The organism is Clostridium sp. UBA4548, from assembly GCF_002387895.1.
Taxonomy (GTDB): domain Bacteria; phylum Bacillota; class Clostridia; order Clostridiales; family Clostridiaceae; genus Clostridium_J.
In genome coordinates this window covers 169,023-190,669 of record NZ_DGLI01000001.1, presented here as the reverse complement: position 1 = coordinate 190,669, position 21,647 = coordinate 169,023, and the positions used below count along the sequence as shown (strand labels likewise).

20 protein-coding genes are annotated in these 21,647 nt (G+C 32.2%); 19 read left to right on the top strand and 1 reads right to left on the bottom strand.

Annotation, left to right across the window (positions count from 1 at the left end):
• Window position 1: 1 nt before the first annotated feature.
• Window positions 2–1,048, top strand: a complete 1,047-nt coding sequence (gene holA, locus B3040_RS01000; RefSeq protein WP_349679155.1) for a DNA polymerase III subunit delta — start codon at window positions 2–4, stop codon at window positions 1,046–1,048.
• Window positions 1,049–1,196: 148 nt separating this feature from the next.
• Here the strand turns inward: holA and rpsT are convergent, their stop codons facing one another.
• Window positions 1,197–1,463: a 30S ribosomal protein S20 gene (gene rpsT, locus B3040_RS00995; protein WP_291569394.1), complete on the bottom strand. Its 267-nt coding sequence runs from the start codon at window positions 1,461–1,463 to the stop codon at window positions 1,197–1,199.
• A gap of 604 nt (window positions 1,464–2,067) precedes the next feature.
• Between rpsT and gpr the strand changes: the two genes are divergently transcribed.
• The 18 genes from gpr to B3040_RS00905 all read left to right on the top strand — a co-directional run bounded on the left by gpr (window position 2,068) and on the right by B3040_RS00905 (window position 21,647).
• The gene (gene gpr / locus B3040_RS00990; RefSeq protein WP_291569393.1) at window positions 2,068–3,054 is read left to right on the top strand and encodes a GPR endopeptidase; all 987 of its coding nucleotides are present in this window, start codon (window positions 2,068–2,070) and stop codon (window positions 3,052–3,054) included.
• A 151-nt stretch (window positions 3,055–3,205) separates the two neighbouring features.
• Window positions 3,206–4,246 (top strand): stage II sporulation protein P, encoded by a 1,041-nt coding sequence (locus B3040_RS00985; protein ID WP_291569392.1) that lies wholly within the window; start codon window positions 3,206–3,208, stop codon window positions 4,244–4,246.
• 88 nt (window positions 4,247–4,334) lie between these two features.
• Complete coding sequence (locus B3040_RS00980; protein WP_291569391.1) at window positions 4,335–4,640, top strand: hypothetical protein; 306 nt, start codon at window positions 4,335–4,337, stop codon at window positions 4,638–4,640.
• Window positions 4,641–4,822: 182 nt separating this feature from the next.
• Window positions 4,823–6,628 (top strand): translation elongation factor 4, encoded by a 1,806-nt coding sequence (gene lepA / locus B3040_RS00975; RefSeq protein WP_291569390.1) that lies wholly within the window; start codon window positions 4,823–4,825, stop codon window positions 6,626–6,628.
• Window positions 6,629–6,657: 29 nt separating this feature from the next.
• Window positions 6,658–7,779, top strand: coding sequence for a radical SAM family heme chaperone HemW (hemW, locus tag B3040_RS00970; RefSeq protein WP_291569389.1), 1,122 nt, complete (start codon window positions 6,658–6,660; stop codon window positions 7,777–7,779).
• 101 nt (window positions 7,780–7,880) lie between these two features.
• Window positions 7,881–8,927 carry a heat-inducible transcriptional repressor HrcA gene (hrcA, locus tag B3040_RS00965; RefSeq protein ID WP_017414431.1) on the top strand — a complete coding sequence of 349 codons (1,047 nt, stop codon included), beginning with the start codon at window positions 7,881–7,883 and terminating at the stop codon, window positions 8,925–8,927.
• A gap of 35 nt (window positions 8,928–8,962) precedes the next feature.
• Entirely contained in the window at window positions 8,963–9,598 is a 636-nt protein-coding gene (gene grpE, locus B3040_RS00960; protein WP_291569388.1) for a nucleotide exchange factor GrpE, read from the top strand.
• Between the two features lie 19 nt (window positions 9,599–9,617).
• Window positions 9,618–11,468: a molecular chaperone DnaK gene (gene dnaK, locus B3040_RS00955; RefSeq protein ID WP_291569387.1), complete on the top strand. Its 1,851-nt coding sequence runs from the start codon at window positions 9,618–9,620 to the stop codon at window positions 11,466–11,468.
• A 294-nt stretch (window positions 11,469–11,762) separates the two neighbouring features.
• A complete protein-coding gene (dnaJ, locus tag B3040_RS00950; RefSeq protein ID WP_291569386.1) occupies window positions 11,763–12,887 on the top strand; it encodes a molecular chaperone DnaJ in 1,125 nt (374 codons plus the stop codon).
• 510 nt (window positions 12,888–13,397) lie between these two features.
• On the top strand, window positions 13,398–14,333 hold the full coding sequence (gene prmA / locus B3040_RS00945; protein ID WP_291569385.1) for a 50S ribosomal protein L11 methyltransferase: 936 nt from the start codon (window positions 13,398–13,400) through the stop codon (window positions 14,331–14,333).
• A gap of 201 nt (window positions 14,334–14,534) precedes the next feature.
• Complete coding sequence (locus B3040_RS00940) at window positions 14,535–15,287, top strand: 16S rRNA (uracil(1498)-N(3))-methyltransferase (protein WP_291569384.1); 753 nt, start codon at window positions 14,535–14,537, stop codon at window positions 15,285–15,287.
• Entirely contained in the window at window positions 15,287–16,588 is a 1,302-nt protein-coding gene (mtaB, locus tag B3040_RS00935; RefSeq protein ID WP_291569383.1) for a tRNA (N(6)-L-threonylcarbamoyladenosine(37)-C(2))-methylthiotransferase MtaB, read from the top strand. The genes B3040_RS00940 and mtaB overlap by 1 nt, the downstream gene beginning before the upstream one ends.
• A 120-nt stretch (window positions 16,589–16,708) precedes the next feature.
• On the top strand, window positions 16,709–17,053 hold the full coding sequence (locus B3040_RS00930) for a histidine triad nucleotide-binding protein (RefSeq protein ID WP_291569382.1): 345 nt from the start codon (window positions 16,709–16,711) through the stop codon (window positions 17,051–17,053).
• A 114-nt stretch (window positions 17,054–17,167) separates the two neighbouring features.
• Window positions 17,168–17,344, top strand: a complete 177-nt coding sequence (gene rpsU / locus B3040_RS00925) for a 30S ribosomal protein S21 (protein ID WP_010292600.1) — start codon at window positions 17,168–17,170, stop codon at window positions 17,342–17,344.
• Window positions 17,345–17,367: 23 nt separating this feature from the next.
• A complete protein-coding gene (locus B3040_RS00920) occupies window positions 17,368–17,817 on the top strand; it encodes a GatB/YqeY domain-containing protein (RefSeq protein ID WP_017414423.1) in 450 nt (149 codons plus the stop codon).
• A 281-nt stretch (window positions 17,818–18,098) separates the two neighbouring features.
• Window positions 18,099–18,383, top strand: coding sequence for a sporulation protein YqfC (gene yqfC, locus B3040_RS00915; protein ID WP_291569381.1), 285 nt, complete (start codon window positions 18,099–18,101; stop codon window positions 18,381–18,383).
• Window positions 18,376–19,509 (top strand): sporulation protein YqfD, encoded by a 1,134-nt coding sequence (yqfD, locus tag B3040_RS00910; protein ID WP_291569380.1) that lies wholly within the window; start codon window positions 18,376–18,378, stop codon window positions 19,507–19,509. The genes yqfC and yqfD overlap by 8 nt, the downstream gene beginning before the upstream one ends.
• A 26-nt stretch (window positions 19,510–19,535) precedes the next feature.
• Complete coding sequence (locus B3040_RS00905; RefSeq protein ID WP_291569379.1) at window positions 19,536–21,647, top strand: HD family phosphohydrolase; 2,112 nt, start codon at window positions 19,536–19,538, stop codon at window positions 21,645–21,647.

Here is a 21,647-nt window from a genome sequence, read left to right as displayed (position 1 = left end):
GGTGTTGAAGTTGATTCAGCTATCAGATTTTGAGAAGAATTTAAAAGGCAATAAGATAGATAATTGTTATATTTTTTGTGGAACAGACGAAAATCTTATAAGGGAATCCATAGATAATATGGTAAGTAAATTAATAGACCCTTCTTTTAAGGAGTTAAATTATGTAAGGTATGATGGAGCTAAGGTAAATAATGATTTGCTTTTAAACTCTTGTGAAACCTTACCTTTTATGTCAGACAAGAAGATTGTAGAAGTATACAGAGCTAAGTTTTTAGAGGATGGGAATGTAAAGGGTTCAGGTGATGGAAAAGCCATGGACTTTAATGAATTATCTAAGTATATTACAACACTACCCACTTATACTGTACTTATCATGTATTATATATTTGAAAGTGAGAGAGACAAGGTAAGTGGAAAAGTAAAAAAACTAGAAGGAAAAGCTACTGTAGTAAAAGTAGATAAGCTAAAAGGTGCATCTCTTCAGAATAAAGTAAAGGAAATATTTCAAAGTAGGGGCAAGAAAATTGACAAAGCAGAATTGAGTTTTTTTTGCAGCATAATAGATAACAATATGAATATTGTAAGTAATGAAATAGATAAGCTTATTTGTTATACAGAAGGAAGAGATATAGCTAGAGAAGATATTATTACCCTAATGCCTCCTAAAAGTGAAAATGACATATTTAATCTAGTAGATTACTTATCTCAAAGAAATATAAAAAAATCAATAGACATTCTAAATGAATTAATTTATAAGGGTGACAAACCTTCAATAATTTTATATATGATTGAGAGACAATTTAAGTTGCTATTAGCTCTGAGAGTTGGAAATGAAGGTGGAAAGGGACATGAAGTGCTGGCTAAAAACTTAAAACTTCATCCTTTTATTGCGGAGAAAATGGTTAAACAGAGCCAAAAATTTACGCTGGAAGCTTTAAGAAAGAATTTAAAGCTTTGTGTAGAAGTGGAAAGCTTAATTAAATCTACTTCAATAGATGATAAAACAGCTTTAGAAATGCTTATAATAAATAGTATGATAAATAAATAAAACAAATTATTAATGATTAGTCCTTGGCTTAAAATGCCATGGACAAATTTACTTGTCAATAATTTCTTCAAATAGAATAATTATATACATGGAAAAGCAAATAAAACGAATAAAATAAATAACCGGTGAAATTTCACCGGTTTATTTATTAAGCTGATAAGCTGTTTAATTTAGTTGCTAATCTAGATTTTTTTCTAGCTGCTTTATTTTTATGTATTATTCCTTTTGATGCAGCCATATCTAAAGCTTTAACTACAACTTTAAAGCTTTCGTTAGCAAGTTCAAGGTTTTGGCTTGCTATAGCAGCTTCATACTTCTTTATCTTTGTTTTTAAAGCAGATTTTAACATTGTATTTCTCATAGTTTTAGCTTGAGTAACTTTAATTCTTTTTTTAGCTGATTTAATGTTTGCCATTATCAATTCACCCCCTTGTATTTTTATCACGTCACAGCAGCTTTGGGGAAGTCTGCGTATGAGTTCTACATAACAAAAGCTATTATAACATTATTTCTTAGCCACTTCAAGTAGATTTTTACATATAAATTAAACCTAGTTTTTTTAAAACTGTAGCTGTGAGCAATGATGAAGGCTTTATTAATAAGTATTTGACTAAAAGCTATAGAATTATACCTTTAAAAATATATTACCAATTTATATTTTTAAATTCTAGAAAAATACTAAGATTTATAATTAAACATACAACTTTAATAAGATTTTGGAAGCTTCAAGTCTGCAATCTTCATTAGGGGGCTGCTGAGCAGTCTTGCACTCTTGAGCTTAGGTAAACTGCTTTGGTGTAACAAACGCAGTTTGTTCACAAAATATCTTTGTCTAGTTTAAACCAGCCTCCAAAGCAGCTCTACAAAATGAATTTGTCCATTATTTAATAGTTAAGACTTATGAATATAGGATACTTTTTAATTATCAATGGCTTTTGCTATGGATAAGCAAAGAATAGTAATAGAGCAATTTGGTAAACATAAATACAAAATTATGAATTTTTGAATGAGGTGAAAGAATGAGTGATAAATTTGTTAGTGTAAGAACAGATTTAGCATTAGAAGCTAGGGAGTATTATACAGAGAAAAATAATACTGATGTGCCAGGAATAAAAGTCAATGAATTTTCAGAGGGAAAAGTGAGAATCTCTAGGGTAGAAGTAGTAAATGACGAGGGAGAAAGAATTATTGGTAAACCAAAAGGAACCTATGTAACTTTAGAATTCCCAGAGTTTGTACATTATGATGGAGAAAGTATTGATGAAGTAAGCAAATCTGTTGCAAAGGAGTTATCTCCATTAGTTAAACTTCAAGATAGTATGACAGCTTTAGTGGTTGGTCTTGGAAACTGGAACATTACTCCAGATGCAGTTGGACCAAAGGTTGTATCAAAAATAATGGTCACAAGACATTTAAAGGAGTATGTACCCGATAGCATAGATGAAGGTGTAAGACCAGTATGTGCTATAGCACCAGGAGTTCTAGGAATTACAGGCATGGAAACAGGAGAAATCATAAGAGGTATAGTTGAAAAAATTAAACCTAATTTAGTAATTTGTATAGATGCCCTAGCTTCAAGAAAAACTCAAAGAGTTAACAGAACTATTCAAATTGGTAACACAGGAATTTCACCAGGAGCAGGGATTGGAAATAAAAGAATGGAATTAAGTGAAAAAACCTTAGGTATACCAGTTCTTGCCATAGGGATTCCCACAGTGGTTGATGCAGGTACCTTAGCTAATGATACTATTGATTTAGTTATAGATGAACTTTCACAGCAAGCAACCACAGGAGGACCATTCTATAAAATGTTAAGAGAGCTGGATAGAAATGAAAAGCAGAGACTAATCCAAGAGGTATTAGATCCTGATTTAGGCAGCTTAGTGGTTACCCCAAAGGATATTGATAAAGTTATAGAATCTGTATCTAGGATTATAGCTAATGGAATAAATATAGCTTTACAACCAGCATTAACACTTGATGATATAAATAAATACTTAAACTAACTAAATACTCATAAAATTATTTATGAAGGAATTACAATAGGGGTTTGTAATTCCTTCATAACTTTTGTAATAAATTTCAAAACCACCTCATATATATGGAATAGATTTAGAGAAGTAATTTCATTTCTCATGTACAAACAGGAGGTGTAAAATGAAATACCAAAGTAAAAAAAATAAAAAGTTAAACATAGCTAGGACTAAATTAGCAGCAATTTTATTTGTTGGTGTGCTTTCCTTGTCAATGCTTATACCTAAAGAAACTAAGGCTTATGATGGAGATACAGACCAAGGACAGGCAACTTTATTGGGGAAGGTTATAGATAATGCAATATCTGTATTTAAATCTGTAGGCAGGAATGATGATACTAGTCTTTCAGGTATGTTTTCTTTTAATCCTTTAAGTGTGGTAAAAAATGAAATTAGCTATTTAGATAATAAAAATTTTAAAGAAGAGTTTGTAAAGGAAGAAGTAATAGAAAAATCTAAGGTTGTAGAGCAAATAGTAATAAATCCCTTCAACCTAAGTGAAGGGGAAATAACTAAGCAAGAACCAAAAGTCGAAACAGTTGGTAATCCGGCAGATAATTCTAAAAAGAAAATACTTATATATCATTCTCATACTAGTGAGGCCTACTCTACAGAAGAAACGAGAACCACTGATCCTAATAGAAATATAGTATCTGTAGGGGAAGCCTTAACAAAGGAACTAGAAAAACAAGGCTTTACAGTAATCCATGACAAAACAATTCATGATATCGATTATAATAAGTCTTATTATAAATCAAGGGAAACAGTTAGTAAGTACTATAGTAAATATGGAGAGTTTGATTTTGTAATAGATATGCATAGAGATGCGGGTCCAGATAAAAAGCATGTAACAGCAAATGTAGAGGGTCAAAACATTGCAAGACTTATGTTTGTAACCACAACAAAAAATCCAAAATATAAGGCACATATAAATAATATTAAGTCTATCTTTGAAATTTCCAAAGATGTTTGTCCAGGGCTTTTTAGAGAGAGAAACTTATACGAAAATCCAACAGGAGTAAAATATTATAATCAAGATTTGAGCAATAATGCAGTTTTGATAGAGGTAGGAGCTACCACAAATACCTTACAGGAAGCAATAAATAGTATGAAATATTTTAGTAGAGTACTAAGTGAACACTTAAATAAAACTTCGAAGAATTAAAAAAATCTTTATAAGGGTTTAAAATCATGGGCTGTATAAAAATATATAAAAGAGTACATCCTTTTAAAAAGGAGGTGCTCTTTTTATTATGGAATATAAATTTGATGATAATAGTGAAAAAAACAATAAAAACAAATTTAAATATAAGGTACTTTTAATTTTGTCTATAATTTTTTTAATTTATGGAATAACCTTAGTAAATGTGAATTTAGCAGAGGTTATAAGAGAAAAATCAAGCTTTTTAGTAAGCTTTAATAATAATCCCCCAGAGGTTGTAGTTGATTTAGGCGAAAACCACGTAATTTTCAGCACCAAGGTTTTTAAGGAATTTAAAGATGGTGTAGTAGCAATTTGTGATGCTATAAAAGACACTGTTGTATCATTAAAAAGGTGAGAATTTTAAAATTATAAGTTCTTTGTGCTTAAATATTGACAAAAATCCTTAAATCTATGATATAATTTACAATGGTTTACTCTAAGAATATAACCGAAGCATGTAATCAATAGGTATTCAAAGGATAGGTATACTAATTGATTAACTATAGAATAGATAATACATTTACGGGGGTAATTTTCATGCAAAGTGATAGACAAAAATACATAAGAAACTTTTCCATTGTTGCACATATAGACCACGGTAAGTCTACTCTTGCAGATAGGTTACTTGAAAAAACTGGTACCCTAACAGAAAGAGAAATGGAAGCCCAAATACTAGACAATATGGAACTGGAAAAAGAAAGAGGAATAACAATAAAAGCTCAAGCAGCTAGACTAGTATACAAAAGAGAGAATGGAGAGGAATACATATTAAATCTTATAGATACTCCTGGTCATGTAGACTTCAATTATGAGGTTTCTAGAAGCTTAGCAGCATGTGAAGGAGCAATTCTTGTAGTTGATGCAACCCAAGGAATACAAGCACAAACCTTGGCAAATTGCTATTTAGCCCTTGATCATGACTTAGAAATTGCACCAGTAATTAACAAAGTTGATTTACCTAGTGCAAGACCTGAGGAAGTAAAAAAAGAAATAGAAGATGTTATTGGCATTGAGGCAGAAGATGCACCACTTATTTCAGCAAAAACAGGTTTAAATATACAAGATGTCCTTGAATCTGTAGTTAAGAAGATACCAGCACCAACTGGTGACGAAGAAGCACCTCTTAAAGCCTTAATATTTGACTCATATTATGATAGTTATAAAGGCGTAGTTACTTATATAAGAGTTTTTGATGGTGTTGTTAGACCAGGCACTAAAATTAAACTTATGGCTTCAAACAAAGTATATGATGTAACAGAGGTTGGAGTATTCACTCCTTCACCACTGCCAATTGGAGAACTTAGGGCAGGAGATGTTGGATACCTAAGCGCATCAATTAAGAATGTAAAAGATGCAAGAGCGGGAGATACAATCACAGAGGCAAGTAGACCAGCAGAACAAGCCCTAGAAGGATATAGACCAGCTATTCCTATGGTATTTAGTGGTATATATCCTGTAGATGGAGCAAAATATGAAGCATTAAAAGAAGCTTTGGAAAAACTTCAATTAAATGATGCAGCCTTAGCTTTTGAACCAGAAACTTCAATAGCTTTAGGATTTGGTTTCAGATGTGGATTCTTAGGATTACTTCATATGGAAATCATTCAAGAGAGAATTGAAAGAGAATTTAATTTAGATATTATTACTACAGCCCCTTCAGTTATTTACAAAGTAATGAAAACTGACGGTGAGTTATTAGAAATAACAAACCCAACAAACCTTCCAGAACCAACAGAAATTACTCATATGGAAGAACCTTTGGTAAAAGCATCTATCATAGCACCATCAGAATATGTAGGAGCAGTAATGGAGCTATGCCAAGAGAAAAGAGGAATATTTATTGATATGCAATATCTTGAAGAAACAAGAGTTGTTATCAACTATGATATGCCACTAAACGAGATAGTATATGATTTTTTCGATGCATTAAAATCAAGAACTCGTGGATATGCATCCTTTGATTATGACCTAAAGGGTTACAAAGAAACAAAACTTGTTAAACTTGATATTCTTTTAAATGGAGATGTAGTTGACGCGTTATCAATGATAGTTCCTGCAGAAAGAGCATATCATAGGGGAAGAGTTATGGTTGAAAAGCTTAAGGAAATAATCCCAAGACAAATGTTTGAAATTCCAATTCAAGCGGCTGTAGGTTCAAAAATCATTGCAAGAGAAACAGTTAAAGCAATGAGAAAAGATGTTCTTGCAAAATGTTATGGTGGAGATATTTCAAGAAAGAAGAAACTTCTTGAGAAGCAAAAAGAAGGTAAGAAGAGAATGAGACAAGTAGGAAGTGTAGAAGTTCCACAAGAAGCATTCATGGCAGTATTAAAAGTAGATTAATAAAATATGATGGATGGAGAAGAGAAACAATGCAAGATGCAGGATTATATATTCATATTCCATTTTGTAAGATGAAATGTTATTATTGTGATTTTCCTTCCTTTAGTGGAAAAGAAGATAATATGATTTCCTATGCTAAAGCTCTCTCTAAAGAAATCCGTATAAAGTGTAAAGAAAATAATATAAAAACTATATTTATAGGTGGGGGAACTCCCACCTATTTATCTTTACATGGGTGGAGGATTATAAAAGAGGCTATAGATGAAATTAAGAAGGAGCACATAGAATTTACTATAGAAGGAAATCCTAAAACCTTTACAGAAGAAAAGTTAAAGCTTTTTAAGGACATGGGGGTAAATAGAATATCTGTAGGACTTCAGGCTTGGCAAGAAGAGCATTTAAAGTCTTTAGGAAGAATACATACCTTAGAGGATTTTAAGAATACTTTTAATTTGTTAAGAGGGTATGGGTTTGAAAATATAAACGTGGATATAATGTTTGGAATTCCTAGCCAAACTTTAATACAGTGGAAAGAAACACTGGAACAGATTATAAGTTTAAATCCAGAACATATATCTGCTTATAGCCTAATAATTGAAGAAGGTACCTACTTTTATAATCTTTATCAAAAGAATCAGTTGAAACTTCCAGAGGAAGATACCGAAAGACAAATGTATGAAGATACGGTAAGTATATTAAAGGAAAATGGCTACACTCAATATGAAATTTCAAATTTTGCTAAGAAAGGTAAGAAGTGCAAACATAATTTAATCTATTGGAGTTTAGATAACTATATAGGTTGTGGTAGTGCAGCTCATTCTTATTTAAATGGAATTAGGTATAGAAATGAAGAAAATATAGAAAAATATACTTGTAAAATTGAAAATGAAAACAATGCCATCATTGAGGAACATTTAAACTCAAAAGAAGAAACCATGGAAGAATTTATGTTTTTAGGATTAAGAAAAACCCAGGGTATAAGCACTTTAGAGTTTAAAGAAAGATTTGGAGTAGATATAGAAGGTGTTTATGGAAATGTTATTGAGAAATATGTAAAATTAGGATTGTTAAATAGTAAAAATCAAAGAATATATCTTACTCATAGGGGCATTGAAGTATCCAATATTGTAATGTCAGATTTTTTGTTGTAAAAAAACATTAAAAACTATTGACAATTAATTTCCTTAGTAATATATTAAAAATATAGTAGTTAGCACTCGCAAGTGACGAGTGCTAATAATGAGGTGAAAGTATGGAGATGGATGAAAGAAAGATCAAAATACTTCAGGCTATAATAAATGATTATATCAATTATGGTGAGCCTGTGGGATCCAGAACCATTGCTAAAAAATACGACTTAGGCATAAGTTCGGCTACTATCAGGAATGAAATGGCAGACCTTGAAGAGATGGGGTTTATTGAACAATTGCACACATCTTCTGGAAGAAAGCCCTCAGATAAGGGATATAGACTTTATGTGGATAGGCTGATGAAAATATCAAATCTTACCTTTGAGGAAGAAGAAGCCATTAAGAACTACTTAGTAGACATTGCTTTTTATGAAGTTGATAAGATAGTTAGAGTTGCAACAAATATCCTTTCAGAATTAACTAAACTAACATCAATAGTGAAATCGCCTTCTGTTAGAAAAAGCTCCATTAAGCTTATACAGCTCATGAGCTTAGAGAAAGGCAACATACTATCTACAATAATTACAGATAGCGGTATTATAAAGCACAACTTGATTAAAATAAGCAATACAATTGATACTAATAAGCTTTTAACTCTTAATAATATTCTTAATAGGTCTTTAGCAGGGATTACAATACAACAAATATCTCTTGATTTTTTATTCAATCTTAAACAACAATTAAGTGGATATGAAGAGATTTTTGATGCTATTATTCCAGTATTGTATGAAAGTCTTGTGAATAATGAATATGACCAGGTTTATACCCAAGGTTCAACTAATATATTCAATTATCCAGAGTACAACAATATTGATAAAGCTAAAGAGTTTTTAGGATTAGTTAATAACGAGGAAAGCCTTAAAAACTTACTAGATCAAGGTAATATACAAGGTAAGTTGTCTGTAAAGATTGGTGAGGAAAACTTTATAGAATGTGCTAAAGAGTGTAGTATTATAACAGCTACCTATAGCTACAATGGAAACACATTAGGAACTATAGGGGTTATTGGACCTACTAGAATCCACTATGCTAAAGTAATATCCGTTCTTGATAGTGTAGTAAATGTTATAAATAATAATATATCAAAAATATATGACAATTCACCATAACCTATTATATTAAGACCGGATTGGAGGAATAAGGTTTGAATAATAATTTGGATGAAAAAAATGTAAATAGTTCTGAAGTTAACATGGATAATGTTACTGAAGAAACTCTAAATGCATCAGAAAAACTTAAAGAGGATTCTACTGAAACGGTAGAAGAAGCGGAAGTAAACGAGGATTTAGAGTTTGAAAATCTATCCGAGGAGGATAATGAGTTGATTAAATTTAAATCATTAAAAGAAGAAAATAAAAAACTTCAAGAGGAGTTAGACTCTTTAAAGGATAGATTACTTAGAACTGTAGCTGAATATGACAACTACAGAAAAAGAAGTATTAAAGAAAAAGAAAACATTTATACAGATGCCTGTGAAGATGTTTTAAAGGATATGCTACCAGTACTTGATAATCTTGAAAGAGCTTTAGTGGTAGATGGAAGTGCAGAAGACCTTAAAAAAGGAATAGAAATGACAGTAAAACAATTCAACAACTCCTTAGAAAAACTTGGGGTAGAAGAAGTTGATGCAAGTGGTGAATTTGACCCAAATCTTCATAATGCAGTAATGCATGCTGAAGATGCAAATCTAGGTAAAAACCAAATTGCTGAAGTGTTCCAAAAGGGATACAAAAAAGGAAGCAAAGTTTTAAGATATAGTATGGTAAAGGTTGTAAATTAACTTTAGGAGGTAAATTAATATGGGAAAAGTAATAGGAATTGATTTAGGAACAACTAACTCTTGTGTTGCTGTAATGGAAGGTGGAGATGTAGTAATTATACCTAACGCTGAAGGCGCTAGAACTACTCCATCAGTAGTATCTTTCTTAGCAAATGGTGAAAGACTAGTGGGTCAAGTAGCAAAAAGACAAGCAATTACAAATCCTGAAAAAACTATAATGTCAATAAAAAGACACATGGGAACAAACCACAAGGTAAATATAGATGGGAAAGAATATGGCCCACAAGAAATATCAGCAATGGTACTTCAAAAAATTAAAGCAGATGCAGAAGCATACCTTGGAGAAACAGTTACAGAAGCTGTTATCACAGTTCCTGCATACTTTAACGATAGCCAAAGACAAGCAACTAAAGACGCTGGAAGAATAGCTGGTCTTGAGGTTAAGAGAATAATCAACGAGCCAACAGCAGCATCACTTGCTTATGGTCTTGATAAAATGGATACAAACCAAAAAATATTTGTTTACGACCTAGGTGGAGGTACTTTTGACGTATCTATCCTAGAACTTGGTGATGGAGTATTCGAGGTTAAATCTACGAATGGAGATACAAAACTTGGTGGAGATGACTTTGACCAAAAGGTAATGGACTATATTGCTGATACTTTCAAAGCAGAAAATGGTATAGATTTAAGAAATGATAAAATGGCACTTCAAAGATTAAAAGAAGCTGCTGAAAAAGCTAAGATTGAATTATCATCTTCAATGCAAACAAACATTAACTTACCATTCATCACTGCTGATGCAACTGGTCCAAAACACATCGATTTAAACTTAACTAGAGCTAAATTTAATGAGTTAACTCATGATTTAGTACAAAGAACAATAGAGCCAATGAGAAAGGCATTACAAGATGCTGGTTACTCAATTGGTGAAATTGATAAAGTTGTTTTAGTTGGAGGATCTACAAGAATTCCAGCAGTACAAGAAGCTGTTAAAAACTTCACTGGAAAAGAGCCATCAAAAGGCGTTAATCCAGACGAGTGCGTTGCAGCAGGAGCAGCAATTCAAGCTGGAGTATTAACTGGAGATGTTAAAGACGTATTATTATTAGACGTTACTCCATTAACATTGGGTATTGAAACTATGGGAGGAATTGCAACTCCATTAATAGAAAGAAATACAACTATACCAACTAAGAAAAGCCAAATCTTCTCAACTGCAGCAGATGGTCAAACTTCTGTTGAAATCAACGTTGTTCAAGGGGAAAGACAAATGGCTGCTGATAATAAAACTCTTGGAAGGTTCACTCTTTCAGGAATTGCACCAGCTCCAAGAGGAATTCCACAAATCGAAGTTACTTTTGACATCGATGCTAACGGTATAGTAAAAGTTTCTGCTAAAGATAAAGGAACTGGAAAAGAAGCAAACATCACTATTACTGCTTCAACTAACCTAAGTGAAGATGAAATCCAAAAAGCTGTAAATGAAGCAGAGAGATTTGCTGAAGAAGATAAGAAGAGAAAAGAATCTATAGAAACTAAAAACAATGCAGACCAACTTGTTTATCAAACAGAAAAAACTTTAACTGAACTTGGAGAAAAAGTTTCTGCTGAAGATAAAGCTAAGATAAATGATAAAATTGAAGCTTTAAAGAAAATAAAAGATGGTGAAGATTTAGAAGCTATTAAAAAGGCTACTGAAGAATTAACTCAAGAGTTCTATGCTGTATCTTCTAAAATATATCAAGCTGAGGGTGCACAAGGTGGAGCAGAAGGCTTCGATCCAAACAATATGGGTGGAGCACAAGGCGCTGCAAACAATGGACCTCAAGATGACAATGTAGTAGATGCTGATTTCAAAGTAGACTAATATAATCACAACTTTAAAGGCACGTGCCTAAGAGGTTTTTATCAGCATTAAATAAGAAAGCTAAAGTCCCTGGAAACCTTAATTTTTTAGGAATAAAGCTTACTTATAACCTGAAAAAGGAAATCTTGTGATTCATTAATTAACTAAACTAGTAAGGGTTAACCCCTTACTAGTTTAATTTGAGTATAGAGGCAGTTTTTGCCAAACCCATGAAAGTGCGGTATAAACAGTTGAATTTATACCTAATATGTTTTATCATATAAAACAGAGAAAAATAGGTGGTGAGGAACAAATATGGCTAATAAAGATTACTATGAAGTGCTTGGGTTAGAGAAAAATGCTAGTGAAGAGGACATAAAAAGGGCCTTTAAAAAGGCAGCCCTAAAATACCATCCAGATAGAAATCCAGATAATAAAGAAGCAGAAGAAAAATTTAAGGAAATAAATGAAGCATATCAAGTTCTATCAGACTCTGAAAAAAGACAAAGATATGACCAGTACGGAACAGCAGACTTCAATGGTCAAGGCTTCGATGGTTTTGACTTTGGCGGAGGCTTTGGAGGTTTTGGAGGTTTTGGTGATATATTTAGCGATTTATTTGGTGGTGGAGGTTCAAGAAGCAAGAACGCTCCAAGAAAAGGTGCTGATTTAGAATATAACCTAAACTTAACCTTTGAAGAAGCGGTATTTGGTTGTGAGAGAGAAATATCTGTAACAAGAAGAGAAAAATGCGAAACTTGTTCTGGTACTGGAGCAAAACCAGGAACCTCAGCAAATACGTGTTCAAGATGTGGTGGAACTGGACAAATTAGAGTTACTAGAAGTACTCCATTAGGTACTATCGCTACACAAACAACTTGCGATGTGTGTGGAGGAAAAGGTAAAACTATAGATAGTCCATGCCAAACTTGTCGTGGTACAGGAAAAGAAAGAAAAACAAGAAAAGTAAGCATTAACATTCCAGCAGGAGTTGACACAGGAAATGTAATGCCTCTTAGAGGACAAGGAGAGGCAGGCGAAAATGGTGGACCTCCAGGAGATTTATATATAAATATAAGAGTGGCTCCACACAAGACCTTTAAACGTCAGGGTTTTGATATTCATATGGAAACACATGTAAGCTTTGCTAAGGCTACCCTTGGAACGGAAATTAAAGTTCCAACTGTAGATGGAGATGTAACTTATAAGGTTCCAGCAGGAACTCAGCCAGGAACTGTATTTAGATTAAAAGGCAAAGGTGTACCAAGAGTTAATTCTGCCGGTAGAGGAGACCATTATGTGAAAGTAATAGTGGATGTTCCTAAAGCAATAAATGATAAACAAAAAGAAGCTTTAAGAATGTTTATGGAAGCAAGTGGTGAACAATTCGAAGGTTCCGAAGATCATAAAAAATCTTTTAAGGATTTATTTAAAAAGTAAAACTTGTTGAGTTTAAAGTTAAGGCATTTTCAAATGCCTAAATAATAATGTTAGTTATAATAATATTAAATATTATTAAAGTTAGATAGTGCCTTAAACTTAAGGCACTATCTTTATTTATATATAGGTTGATTTAATTATTAATTAAATCTATAATAATAACTTGAATGAAAGTTACTAAAATACTTACATTATAGGGTGCAACTTAAGGAGACTTAATGGAAATTTAATTACCTATATAGGTTTCTATGATGAAATTTTAGCTTATTCACCTTTAAAAAACCTTAAGAAAACCAAGGTAGGAGTAATTTACAAGTTAAGGCTTAATTTTCGTTCTATCTATATAGAAATCTTCTAATTGGAAAGGATAATAATATTATATAGATACTGAAATTAAGTTTACACTTTGCAATTTAGATTTTAAGATTATCTAATGATTATTAAAATGTATTTTCATTACTGGAAGATATATATTGTAAATAAAACTTTAATATAAATGGAGGCAAATAAATGGATAAAAATTGGGTAGAGGTAACTGTAGTTACAAGTAGTGAAGCAACAGAAGCGGTGTCGGGATTCTTTTATAACACAGGAGTAAAAGGGGTTTCTATAGAAGATTCAGAAGATGTAGAATTTAAAAAGAGAAATCCTGGTGATTGGGATTACTTTGATGAAACTATTCTTAACATAAAAGAAGGAGCTGTAGTTAAGGGGTATTTTAAGGAAGATGAGAATTTCCCTGAGTATTTTCAGTATATAAAGGATAGTGTAGATAAGTTGCCTGAATTTGGATTTGCTAAAGGTGAAGGTATTGTTACAGTAACAAAGGTTAATGAGGAGCAATGGGAAAACAACTGGAAGAAATATTATAAACCAACTAAGGTTGGGGAAAAAATTGTTGTTAAGCCAATCTGGGAAACCTATGATGTGAAAGAAGAGGAACTAATTGTAGAATTAGATCCAGGTATGGCTTTTGGAACAGGTACTCATGAAACTACAAGAATGTGCATACAGGCCCTAGAAAAACATGTTAAACCAAATTCTACAGTATTTGATATAGGAACAGGATCAGGAATTCTAGCTATTTCTGCAGCAAAACTTGGAGCAGAGAAAGTAATTGGAGTAGACCTAGATCCAGTAGCTGTGGATTCTGCAAAGAATAACATATCCTTTAACAACTTAAACAATATTGAAATTCTTTATGGAGATTTAATGGAAGTAGTTGAAGGAAAAGCTGATATTGTAATTGCTAACATCATTGCTGATGTAATAATGTTCCTAGCTGAAGGAGTAAAAGATTTTATAAAAGAAGGTGGATACTTTATAGCTTCAGGAATTATTTTAGAGAAGAGAAAAGCTGTAGTTGAAAAGCTAGAGAAGTGCGGCTTTGAAGTTATGGATGTAATGGAAGATGGGGAATGGGTTTGCATAATTTCTAGACTTTAATTACATTTTGGAAGAATAATTAAACGCATTTCCAAATTCTCTATTTTAAATGGGCATGTTTATTATTTAAGATGTTTTTAGAGAGCTAACCTAATAAGGAGTATATAATAATCTTTAATTTTAACTCTTTAAAATTACAATAATCAATGAAAGAAGTTTCTGAGATAATTGATACTTTATAAGGATAGGAGTATTACATCTATGCATAAGTTTTTTATATTAAAGGAAAATATCCATGGTGATAACTGCATCATTGAAGGGGAAGACGTTAAGCATATTTACAAGGTTCTAAGACTTGAAAGCGGAGATAAAATTAACATAAATGATGGAGAAGGTACTGAGTACCTAGGAGAAGTTCAGGACGTTAATAAAAAAGAAGTTAAGGTAAAGCTTTTAGAGAAGGTTGAACTTAACAATGAAAGCAATTTAAAGGTACATCTTTATCAGGGAATGCCAAAATCTGCTAAGATGGATTTAATTGTTCAAAAATGTACTGAGCTTGGAATCTCTAAAATTACCCCAATATTCACTGAAAGAGTGGTTGTAAGAAGTGAGCTTTCGGAATTTAAAAAGGTGGATAGGTGGAATAGAATAGCTTTAGAAGCCTGCAAACAAAGCAAAAGGAGCTTGATTCCAATTATCAACACACCTATTGAGTTTGAGGAGTTACTTCAAGATTTAAAGGAATATGATTTAATTATAGTTCCTTACGAGAACGCACAGGGGCAAGGAATAAGATACGTAGTTAATGAAGTTAGGAATAAGAAAATTAAAGATGTAGCTATAATAGTAGGACCTGAGGGAGGCTTTGAGGAAAGTGAAATCCAAAGTTTTAAGGACCTAGGAGCTTATATAGTAACCTTAGGGCCAAGAATACTAAGAACAGAAACAGCAGGATTCACTGCACTAAGCCTTCTGATGTATGAATTAGGAGATTTAGGAGGAAATATATAATGAAAGTTGCTTTTGCTACATTAGGATGTAGAGTTAACGTATATGAATCAGAAGCTATGACTGAGAAATTTATAAAGGAAGGCTATGAAGTTGCAGCCTTTGATGAATTTTCAGATGTTTATGTAATAAACACTTGTACAGTTACTAACATGGGAGATAAAAAATCTCGTCAAATGATTAGTAGAGCAAGACGAAAAAATCCAGAGGCTATTGTAGCTGTAGTGGGGTGTTATTCTCAAATTGCATCAGACGAAATTTCGCAAATTCCGGGAGTAGATGTAGTTCTAGGAAGTAGAAACAAAGGGGAAATAGTATACTGGGTTAATAGAGCAAGAGAAGAAAGAAAGCAAGTAGTAGAAGTTAGCGATGTCCTTAAAAATAAACAGTTTGAAGAGTTATTTATTGAAGAGTATCAAGATAAGACAAGAGCTTTCTTAAAAATACAAGATGGCTGCAATAGATTCTGCTCTTATTGCTTAATTCCTTTTGCAAGAGGTGCAGTGTGCAGTAAGGAACCTGAGAAAATAATTAGTGAAGTAAAAGAGCTTGCTAAGAATGGATTCAAGGAAATTATATTATCAGGAGTACATACAGCTTCCTATGGAGTGGATTTAGACGGGAATTGGTCCTTAGTTAAAGTTTTAGAAGAAATCCATGAAGTGGAAGGCATCGAGAGAATTAGAATAGGTTCTATAGATCCTACCTTTTTTTCTGATGGGGTAATAGAAAAAATTGTAGAGCTTAAAAAGATGTGTCCACACTTCCATTTATCATTACAAAGTGGATGTGATGCTACTTTAAAGAGAATGAATAGACATTATACTGCTGAGGATTATAAGGTTGTGGTTGAAAACCTAAGAAACCATATGCCGGATGTATCTATTACTACTGATATAATTGTAGGTTTTCCTGGAGAAACTGAAAAAGAATTTAATGAAACTTATAATTTCTTAAGTGATATTAAGTTATCTAAAATGCACATTTTTAAGTATAGTCCAAGAAGTGGAACTAAAGCTGCAGAAATGGAGTTTCAGGTAGATGGAAATATTAAAGAACAAAGAAGTAACAAGCTTATAGAGCTTAATAGCAAAAATGAAAAGGCTTATATGGAAAAGTTCTTAAATAGAAAAATGGAGGTGCTTTACGAGGAACAGGTAAAGGGAAGAGAAGATTACTATATTGGGTACACTCCAAACTATATTAAGGTTATGACTCCTAGTGCTGAAGTGGATTTGAAAAGCAAAATAGTTACTACAAAGCTTATAGCAGTAGAAAGTGAAAATATGATTGGTGAAATTTAAAATACATTTTACCTTAGAGGTCTATCTCTAAAGTTTATTTGCTCAAACAGCAGGAAAAAATTTCTTTTTGTAGAATAATATTGTAAATTATTGAAAAAATAAGTAGGATGGAGGTGAATGATGAATATGTGCATTTTTTGTAAGATAATCAACAACGAAATACCCTGCACAAAAGTTTATGAAGATGATAAAATATTAGCTTTTAAGGATATTAATCCAGCGGCACCAGTGCATGTACTTATAATTCCTAAAAAACATATCACCTCTGTTAATGAGATTAATGAGGATAACGCAGAAGTGGTAGGGCATATATTTACTACAGCAGCAAAACTAGCTAAAGAATTAGGTGTAGATAGCAATGGTTATAGGGTTGTTACAAATGTCGGCACCCAAGGAGGGCAAACCGTAGAACACTTACACTTTCATCTATTAGGTGGAAGAAATTTAGGGTGGCCACCAGGTTAAGAAATTCTTGACAATATGATATACCGACTGTATAATTGATACTGTGCTATTTAGGCCCCGCATTGGCTACTTTTAATTTAAATTAGAATTGAGCTAGCGGAGGGAGGGATATAAATGTCAGAAATTAAGGTTGGAGAAAACGAATCACTAGAGAACGCATTAAGAAGATTTAAGAAGAAATGTGCTAGAGCTGGTGTTCTTTCAGAAGTAAGAAAGAGAGAGCATTACGAGAAACCAAGTGTTAAGAGAAAGAAAAAATCAGAAGCTGCAAGAAAGAGAAAATTCAAATAGAATTTTTGAAAGAAGGTTGAATAATGTCATCCCTTAAGGAGAGATTACAACAGGACTGGAAAGATGCTCTTAAGCAAAAAGAAAAGTTTAAGGCAAGTGTAATTAGTATGGCTAAAGCTGCTATTCTAATGGCTGAAAAAGCCGACGGTTCAAGTCTTAATGATGATCAAATTATTGAGGTTTTAGCTAAGGAAGTCAAGCAAAGGCGAGATGCCATGCAAGAGTTTGAAAAAGGAAATAGGCAAGATTTAGTTGATAGTGCTGTTGCAGAAATTGAAATCTTGTTAGAATACCTTCCTAAGCAGTTAACTGAAGATGAAGTTCGACAAATTGTTGTTGAGTCAGCGGAAAAACTGGGCGCTAATAGCATGAAAGATATGGGAAAAATTATGTCTGACATTAGACCGAAAGTAAATGGTCGTGCAGATGGAAAAATAGTAAGCCAAATAGTTAAAGAATATTTGAATAAATAAGGAACTCAGAGTATCTGAGTTCCTTTGTTTTTGTGTTTAAATTTAGTAAACTAAGTATATCTTTGTAATAATTAGATAATTACACTTTTTAAAACTTATTAGCAGCTTTTATATAATTGAAGAGTATTTTTGCAGGCTAGAGTCAGGTCCTTGGTTTTAGAATACCTTTGAAAGAAATTAATTTAACTTCTACTTTTATTTTCAGTAATTTATCTTATAACCTTATCATAAAATTTAAGAGAGTAATTATAGTGTTACAGTATTAGGATGAGGTGATAAGTTTGAGTGATAAATTGAGAAAAGTAAAGGAAACAGTGATAGGCAAGCTAGATCTTCCTAGAGAGATGGTTTTGGACTTGCCTAAGGTTACCATAATATCAAATAGCGAAATTTCCATAGAGAATCATAAAGGTGTTATATTTTTTGGGGAAAGTCAAATTAAAATTAGGACTTCAATAGGAGTAGTTAATATTTCAGGGGATAGTTTTGAAATCATTTTTGTAGGAGGAAGTACAATAGCCTTAAGCGGTAGATTTAAGTCTGTTGTATTTGATGATAATGAGTAGTTTAACTAGATATAAAAAAAGTTATATAACAGTAGAAGTTCAAACCTTAAACCCTGAAAAAATATTAAATTATTTATGGAAGCATGAAGCTCAAATAAAGAACATAAAAAAGAATAATGTGGCATCAATGACGCTAGAAATAAGACTGTGTGATTATAAAATTTTAGAAGAAGTAGTAAGAAAGACCCATAGTAAAATTAAAATAGAGAAAAGAAGGGGAGTTACATTTTTATTACTAAAACTAAGAGGAAGAAAAGTCCTTCTAGGGGGAGTACTAGTATTCTTTGGTATATTATATTATTTAAGTAGTTTTATATGGAAAATAGAAATAGTAACCAAACATCACTTAACACCTTTAGAGCTTAGAATGTTAGTTAAGAGCTATGGTATAACTCCAGGAATGAAAAAATCAACTTTGAATGTTGAGGAGCTTGAAGATAATATTGTTAAAGATACAGATGAAGTTATGTGGGTTAAAGCAAGAATTGAAGGATCAAAGCTATCTATAGAAGTTGTAGAAAGACAGGCACCTCCTAAGATAAAGGAACAGCAGCTAACGGGAAATGTAGTTGCTAAGATGGATGGAGTTATAGAGAGGGTATATACTACATCGGGGACGGCAACTATAGAACCAGGGAAGATAGTTAAAAAGGGAGATTTGCTAGTAAAGGGAGAACAAGGGAAAGAAGGCAAGGTTTATACAATTAAGGCGGAAGGCAAGGTCTATGCTAGGACTTTTTATGAGGAAACTGCTGAATTGCCGATGAACACCGTTGAAAAGGTAAGAACGGGTAAGGTTTTAAAAAATTACTATGTAACCTTTAAGGATAAAAAATATTATCTTAAAAATTCATTAAATAACTTTGAATTTTATGATAAAATAGAAAACAATAGGGGAATAATTAACTGTGATGTTTATTATGAGGTAAATCAGAATGAGAAACCAACAGATCCGGAGATTTTAGCAAAGGAATTGGAAAACAAAATAAGATTAAACCTAGATAAATCAGTAAAGATTATTGAAGTAACCCCTAAAATTGAAAAGTTACAAGATAAGTATTTGATTAAAGTATTAATCATTGCTGAAGAAGATATTGGAGTGGATGAAGTGGTGTCCAATCAGTAATTATCCAAAAAGAAAAGGTGATAATAATGGGTTACACAAATTTAAGAAAAATAAATCTTTCGAAAACCAAACCGTATATGATATTTCTTGTTACTATACTTTTAGTCTATTTTACTTTAAGTTCTTCTCTCATAACCACAAGATATGATTTAGCTGTAGGAGATATTGCTAAGATAGACATTAGAGCACCTAAGGATATTGAAGACGAAATAACTACTCAAAAGAATATAGAACAGGCTTTGAAGCATGTTCAAGATATGTATAGCTATGATGCCAATGTAAAAAAGAATGCCATACAAAATATCGAGGGTCTATTTAACACGGTTAAAAAGGTTAACAAAGAAATACAGCCAAATACTACAAATGGTGAGGAAGGTTCTTCAGAAAAGCTTCAAGAAGAAAGAAGTAAGAGTTTAAGAGAACAAAGTCCTATTGGAAATCTTTCTCTAGAAAACTATAACATACTAGTTAGTTTAGATGATAAACAATTAGATAGCTTAAGTAAATTTCTCACAGAAACTATAGGCAAGCTCTTTGATACTACTGTAATTTATGAAAATAAACCACAAGATATGGCGGTAGCACAAGGGGTAATAACTACAACCTTTAATAATTCGGCCTATTCTAAAAGTATTAAAGATTTAGGTATGGCTATTGGATATACTCAGGTAAAGCCAAATTATTTTATTGATCATGAAAAGACTGAGGAACTAAGACAAGAAGCGAGTAAAGGGGTTAAGCCGGTAATAATTAAGAAAGATCAGACTATTGTAAGTGAAGGAGAGCCAATTACACAGGGCCAAATTGATATCCTAAAAAAGCTAGGACTGCTAAATCAAGACAGATCCTTCAGTTTTTCTCTTCACATAAGTTTAATTGCAATGGTGTTAGCTATAGTGGGACTTCAATGGATCTATCTTAAAGGAAAAAATAAAAGTGTTTATTTAGACCAGAGCAAGTTAATCTTGATTAATTTTTTAACTTTATTAACTGTGATTTTGGGGAGAACCTTGGGGATAATATCTCCATATATAATTCCTTTTTCCTGTATGCCAATACTACTTAGCATTCTTATAGAAGATAAAGTGGCAATAGTTATAAGTGCATTGAATGTAATATTTATAGCCTTTTTAGGCAAATTCTCTATAGATATTACTCTAATTGCCTTAATAAATGTAATAACAGTGCCAATAATTTTGAAAAAAGTCCAACAAAGAAATGATATAATATACTCTGCCCTTTTTATGGCAATTGTAAATATAGTATTCACGGCAATAATAGGATATTTTTTAAGCAGTAATATGTTAGATATAGCAAAGAAATCTTTAACAACAGGAATATCAGCTCTTGTTTCAGGAATTTTAGCTATTGGAATCTTACCTTTTTTAGAAAATATATTTGATTTAGTGACAAATATAAAACTTTTAGAGCTATCTAACCCTAATCATCCCTTAATGAAAAGATTGCTACTTGAAGCTCCAGGAACCTACCATCACTCGGTTTTAGTAGCTAATCTTGCAGAAATGGCGGCGGAGAGCATTGGAGCAAATGCTGTCCTAGCAAGGGTTTCAGCCTATTATCATGATGTAGGTAAGCTAGAGAGACCTTATTACTTCAAGGAGAATCAGGTAGGCATAGATAATCCTCATGATAAAATTGAGCCAGCCTTAAGTTCCTCAATAATCCTTTCTCATGTGGTGGATGGAGTAAGATTAGGTAAAAAGTATGGATTGCCACAAGCTATAGTTGATATAGTTGGACAGCACCATGGCGACTCTTTAGTAAAGTATTTTTATATTACAATGAAGAATAATAGTGAAAATCCAGAGGATGTTAAGGAAGAGGATTATAAGTATAAAGGACCAGCTCCTACAACTAGAGAAGGAGCCATTGTGATGCTTGCTGATAGCGTTGAAGCAGCAGTTAGGTCTATTCAAGGACCAACTAAAGAAAAAATTGAAATTATGGTTGATAACATAATAAAAGGAAGATTAGAAGAAAATCAACTTTCAAACTCAGAGTTGACCTTTAGAGATATTAAAAATATTAGAGAAGCTTTTTTAAAAGTTTTATCTGGAATATACCATGAAAGAATTGAATACCCAAAGGAAAAGGGTATAGAGCAAAAGAAGGAGTAA